Origin of the sequence: Burkholderia guangdongensis, from assembly GCF_013403875.1 — a bacterium.
Lineage (GTDB): Bacteria > Pseudomonadota > Gammaproteobacteria > Burkholderiales > Burkholderiaceae > Burkholderia > Burkholderia guangdongensis.
This window is the reverse complement of the sequence record NZ_JACBNX010000070.1, coordinates 1-295: the sequence shown is the minus strand read 5'-3', so window position 1 is coordinate 295 and position 295 is coordinate 1. Positions and strand designations below refer to the sequence as shown.

At 52.2% G+C, this 295-nt stretch carries 1 rRNA gene; it reads left to right on the top strand.

Going from position 1 to position 295, the window contains the following annotated elements:
* Positions 1–295: ribosomal RNA gene (locus HZI36_RS26735) — 23S ribosomal RNA — on the top strand; the annotation flags it as partial.

Here is a 295-nt window from a genome sequence, read left to right as displayed (position 1 = left end):
CTTCAGTCTAACGATGACCGTACCGCAAACCGACACAGGTGGGCGAGATGAGTATTCTAAGGCGCTTGAGAGAACTCGGGAGAAGGAACTCGGCAAATTGGTACCGTAACTTCGGGATAAGGTACGCCCTTGTAGCTTGACGCCCCTGCGGGCGAAGGGTGAAGGGGTTGCAATAAACTGGTGGCTGCGACTGTTTAATAAAAACACAGCACTCTGCAAACACGAAAGTGGACGTATAGGGTGTGACGCCTGCCCGGTGCCGGAAGATTAAATGATGGGGTGCAAGCTCTTGATT